Annotated in this window: 6 protein-coding genes; 2 read left to right on the top strand and 4 right to left on the bottom strand. The window is 53.1% G+C overall.

Annotated elements, in window-relative coordinates; genetic code table 11:
* Nucleotides 1–992: ABC transporter permease (locus lacNas_RS00940; RefSeq protein WP_201346507.1), on the top strand; the 992-nt coding region annotated here is incomplete at its 5' end.
* 5 nt (nucleotides 993–997) lie between these two features.
* Nucleotides 998–1645 carry a TetR/AcrR family transcriptional regulator gene (locus lacNas_RS00935; protein ID WP_201330309.1) on the top strand — a complete coding sequence of 216 codons (648 nt, stop codon included), beginning with the start codon at nucleotides 998–1000 and terminating at the stop codon, nucleotides 1643–1645.
* Nucleotides 1646–1713: 68 nt separating this feature from the next.
* On the opposite strand, the gene lacNas_RS00930 is transcribed toward lacNas_RS00935, so the two are convergent.
* The 4 genes from lacNas_RS00930 to lacNas_RS00915 all read right to left on the bottom strand — a co-directional run.
* Nucleotides 1714–2904, bottom strand: coding sequence for an FtsW/RodA/SpoVE family cell cycle protein (locus lacNas_RS00930; protein ID WP_201330308.1), 1191 nt, complete (start codon nucleotides 2902–2904; stop codon nucleotides 1714–1716).
* A 24-nt stretch (nucleotides 2905–2928) separates the two neighbouring features.
* Nucleotides 2929–3156, bottom strand: coding sequence for a DUF2969 domain-containing protein (locus tag lacNas_RS00925; protein WP_201330307.1), 228 nt, complete (start codon nucleotides 3154–3156; stop codon nucleotides 2929–2931).
* A gap of 12 nt (nucleotides 3157–3168) precedes the next feature.
* Nucleotides 3169–3456, bottom strand: coding sequence for a membrane protein insertion efficiency factor YidD (gene yidD, locus lacNas_RS00920; protein ID WP_201330306.1), 288 nt, complete (start codon nucleotides 3454–3456; stop codon nucleotides 3169–3171).
* 2 nt (nucleotides 3457–3458) lie between these two features.
* Nucleotides 3459–3662: rod shape-determining protein (locus lacNas_RS00915; protein ID WP_201346506.1), on the bottom strand; the 204-nt coding region annotated here is incomplete at its 5' end.

Genomic DNA, 3662 nt, shown 5'->3' with positions numbered 1-3662 from the left:
CAGGCGTTTCCGTCAAAAAGTATTCCAGCAGCGCCAAGGCCAAGCGGGCCCTCAAAAAGCGGCGGGTTGACGGCGTCATCGTCAAAAAAGGCAGCCGCTACACGGTTACCCATGCCAATGTCGACTCCAGCAAGACGGCTCTGACCAAGTCAGCTCTCAAGGCTGCCCTGGTCAAAAGCCAGACCAGCAGCGCGGCCAAGCAGGCCGGCAAACTGCGCCGCAGCCTGATCGCCCAGCAAAAGCTGATCAGCAAGCTCAGTCAGTCACTGGCCAAGCTCAGCGGCAAAAAAGCTGCCGCCCAGACCAGCAGCCAGACTCAGAGCAGCCAAGCCAGCACCAGCAGCCAGAAGGTTAAGATCGTCAACCATTACCGCTACGGCGACAAGGACACTGGCTACTTTGCCAAGATCGCGCCGATTTTGATGGCCTTCTTCATCTTCTTCTTTGTATTACTGATCTCCGGCATGGCCCTGCTGGGCGAGCGGACGACCGGGACCCTTGACCGCCTGCTGGCCACTCCGGTCAAGCGCAGCGACATCGTCTTCGGCTACATGCTGGGCTACGGGATCCTGGGCCTGCTGCAGGCGATCGTCATCAGCGTTGCCGGCATCTACATCTTGAAAATCGAGGTTGTCGGCAGCCTGGCTGACCTCATCCTTGTCTGCGTGCTGACTGCTTTCGTGGCCCTGGCCTTCGGCCTGCTTTTGTCGACTTTTGCCGAGTCCGAATTCCAAATGATGCAGTTCCTGCCTTTGGTAATCGTGCCGCAGGTCTTTTTCTCCGGGATCATTCCCCTCTCCTCCATGGCCAGCTGGGTGCAGGTTATCGGAAAAATTCTGCCTTTGACCTATGCGGGCGACGCGATGACTGGTATCATTATGAATGGAGCAAGTCTTGCCCAGGTGGCAGGCGACCTGTGGGCCCTGGTCCTCTTCCTGATCGTCTTGACCGCGGTCAACATTCTGGGCTTGAAACGTTATCGAAAGGTGTAATTTAGATGAGCGACGCAACGATTCTGGAAGACTATCAAGGATTATTACAGAGCAAAAAGCTGCCGCAGGGGCAAAAGAAGGCCCTCCTGGCGGCCATCGAGCTCTTTGCCAAGCAGGGCTTTGACGGCACTTCAACCGCGCAAATCGCTGAGCGGGCGGGGATCAGCCAGGCTACGATCTTCAAATACTTTAAAACCAAGGCCGACCTGCTGAACGCGGTCATCGGCCCGGTAGCCCACGATCTTTTTCCCAAGATTCAGGAAGACTTCATCCAGGAGATCAAGCAGAATTCTGTCAAAAGCCGGCAGGAGCTGGTTCACTTCATCGTTTTCAACCGTTTCGCCTTCATCAAGAAAAACCGGCAGGTTATCAAGATCATGCTGCAAGAAGCCTTGACCAACCCGGATTTTGTCAGCGAAATCCGGGAAGCGTCTAAGAAGCGGCTGGCTGAGAACCCGCGCCTGGTTGCAAGCGTCAAGAGCATCCTCCTGGAAAAGCATCCGGAATACGAGGCCCTGGACTTGATCCGCTTGATTTCGGCACCGATCGCCGCTTACTTCGTCCAGCGCTTCGTGCTTCTCCCGGAAAAAGCTGCCGATGAGGACCGCGACTTGAACTTGATCGTAGACCAGATTCTGGACGCTTTGAAATAACAACTGACAGCAAGACAAAAACAGCCTCAACCTGAGCAATCCAGGTTGAGGCTGTTTTTTGCGCTTGTTTAAAAGTCGCCGGCTGTACTGAACATGTAGTCCTTGTTGTGCCATTTCATTGAAAGGATCAAGCCGATCCCGATCATGTTCCCGATCAGGGCTGACCCACCCTGTGAAACAAATGGCAGTGGAACCCCCGTAAGGGGCAGTAAATCAATGCTCATGCCGATATTTTCAAAGACGTGGAACAAAATCATCATAATAATCCCTGTGGACACATATGAATAGAAAGCGTTCTTCGTCGAAAAAGTAATTTTGACCATCTGCACGATCAAGACGAAGTAGATCCCGATCAAGGCCACCCCGCCGACAAAACCGAAGCTTTCGCCGACGACTGAGAAAATCATGTCTGAGTTCCGGACCGGGACATAGACTTTGATATTGTTAAAGCCGTTCCCGAAGATCTGCCCTGACCCGATGGCCTTCATGCTCTGCCAGAGCTGGTAGGCACTGTCTGAGTTGTCTCCTGAAGGGTCGCTCCAGGACTTGATTCTTTCCAGCTGGTAGGTCTTGAAGTAGTGGCGCAGGATGGTCTGCCCTTCACTGGTGAAAACCAGCAGGATGACAACCACGCCGACGACCACTATCAAAAGGAAGACCGGAATGATGATCTTCCAGGAAATGCCTGAAACCAGCAGAATCCCGGCCGTGATGGCCACGAAGACCAGGGTCGTCCCAAAGTCGGGCTGCAGCATCAAGAGCATGGCTACCGGCAAAAACCAGGCCATGACCTTGCCGATCAAAAGCCAGTCATTGCGCAGCGTGTGCGCGTAACGCTGGTTGTGCTCGCGGACCACCCGGGCCAGCTGCAGGATAAAGGCCGGTTTCATGACTTCTGACGGCTGGAAACTGACCGGTCCGATGACGAACCAACTTTTGGCCCCGCTGCTGGCCGCGGTCGTCCGGTCATAAAGAAAGAGCACCGCGATCAGCAGAAACAGTCCTAAGCCATACAGGTAAGGCGCCAATTTAAAAATCTGTTCAGCGTCAAAGCGGACGATGAAGGCCACCATCAGCCAGGAAACGGTATACCAAACAATCTGCATGGCCACCGTCTTCGTAGGCGTCCCGTAGCTGGAGTCGTTGACTGACGCGTTGTAAATTGAATAAAAACTGATGAATGACAGCAACACGACCGGGATGATGACACCCCAGGCGATGCGGTCATACCATTTGCTTTCTTCTTGAACTTTTGCCATTAACTATCACTTTATTCGTTAAAATTATTTTTCGTGCAAGGTGAAGTAGGCCAGCAGATCGTTGATGCCGGCATCAAGGCTCTTGGCAAACATCACGTTCTTGGACTTGCTGCTGGTTACGCGGAATTTCCCGTCAACCTGCTCAATCAAGCCGATCTGGCGCTTCTTCGGAATAACTACTTCCCAAGTCGGTACGCTGCGGCCAGACAATTCGTTGACCTCAATCCCGATGTTTTCTTGATTTCTTGACATGTTCCCTCCTCGTTAGTGACTATGGAATTTTCTGGCAATAATTTCGTCTTCAGCTTCTTCTGGGTGGGGATTGCGAAAAAGGGTAAAATAATCCGGAACCGGGTCCACCCCGCCTCGATTAAATGGGTTGCAGCGCAATATCCTCGCCAGCCCCATCAGCAGCCCAAATAAGGGGCCGTGCTTTTCCAAAGCAGTAATCATGTAGCTGGAACAGCTCGGGTAGAAGCGACAGCTGTCCGGCAGAATCGGCGAAATTGCCCACTGGTAAAAGCGGACTAGAAGAATCATCAAATGACGCATTATTAGTGACGTTCGTGCTTCTCAATATGCTGCAGCAAAATTCCCGTGCCCAAGGCAACTGATTCCAGAGGTGAATCAGCGATCAAAACCGGCACCTGCAGGTTGTCGGCGATCAGCTTGTCAATGTTCTTGAGCAAGGCGCCACCGCCAGTGATCATGATGCCGCGGTCGATAATGTCGGCTGACAGTTCCGGCGGCGTCTCTTG

Origin of the sequence: Lactobacillus nasalidis (assembly GCF_016587775.1) — a bacterium.
Classification (GTDB): domain Bacteria; phylum Bacillota; class Bacilli; order Lactobacillales; family Lactobacillaceae; genus Lactobacillus; species Lactobacillus nasalidis.
Note: the sequence above shows the minus strand (reverse complement) of the source record. Positions and strands in the feature narration are given on the sequence as shown.

Bases quoted from the DNA above. Each gene is read 5' to 3' on its own strand.
- lacNas_RS00925 (WP_201330307.1), bottom strand. From the start codon at position 3,156: ATGTCAAGAAATCAAGAAAACATCGGGATTGAGGTCAACGAATTGTCT.
- yidD (WP_201330306.1), bottom strand. From the start codon at position 3,456: ATGCGTCATTTGATGATTCTTCTAGTCCGCTTTTACCAGTGGGCAATT.
- lacNas_RS00930 (WP_201330308.1), bottom strand. From the start codon at position 2,904: ATGGCAAAAGTTCAAGAAGAAAGCAAATGGTATGACCGCATCGCCTGG.
- lacNas_RS00935 (WP_201330309.1), top strand. From the start codon at position 998: ATGAGCGACGCAACGATTCTGGAAGACTATCAAGGATTATTACAGAGC.